The 652-nt window shown below is 41.1% G+C and carries 1 protein-coding gene; it reads left to right on the top strand.

The window, feature by feature from the left end:
- Nucleotides 1-162: 162 nt before the first annotated feature.
- Nucleotides 163-297, top strand: a complete 135-nt coding sequence (locus tag AC1DSE_RS36125; protein ID WP_441887207.1) for a hypothetical protein — start codon at nt 163-165, stop codon at nt 295-297.
- Nucleotides 298-652 lie beyond the last annotated feature (355 nt).

The following is a 652-nucleotide window of genomic DNA, read 5'->3' as shown; positions in this document are numbered from 1 at the left end:
GTTTCTGCCCGTGAGACTTGGATCTCGAGAGCTATTCCGTTCATCCCCCTACTTGTTAAACCATGATTAGGCTAGTTGGGGCATGACCCCGAATCACATGCGATAATGTGGACGACAAGAAGGTTAGGGGCTTCCGGCGAATATATAACAAGGAGTGGTTACATGAATCCTGTCATCGGACTGGATGTTTCCAAAGGAGAAAGTCATGCACAAGCATTCACTGACCGAGGAATACCGCACGGAAAGATCTTTCAGTTTGAGCATAATCTTGAGGTAGCCGCGGAGGACCAATGTTAAAATTCATTTTTGCCGCCTGTATAATGTTATTCAGTCAAACTACCCACGTATCGGCAATACAAATCGAAGACGAAGCTGAATATATTGCAATTTATCGCAAGACTGCTAAGTCCGCAAATATAGGCAGTAATAAAAAGATATTATGAGAAGGTACTTGTTCATCCGCCGACATACACACCGTTTCATGGAACCCAAATAACGTGTGAAGCAAAATGAAAAATTAAATTTAGATCATAGTCTGGTCGGTGTGTAGTAGTAATACTTCCTTCCCTCTTCCAGAAGTTGAATTTACATCATTATCCATACGTCCGCATCCAAAATAAATTTTTAAACTTGGTTTGACACAATTTCAAGA

This window comes from Paenibacillus sp. 01L418 (genome assembly GCF_056400045.1).
The sequence above is the reverse complement of the archived record's forward strand: the minus strand, read 5'-3'. Positions and strand labels throughout refer to the sequence as shown.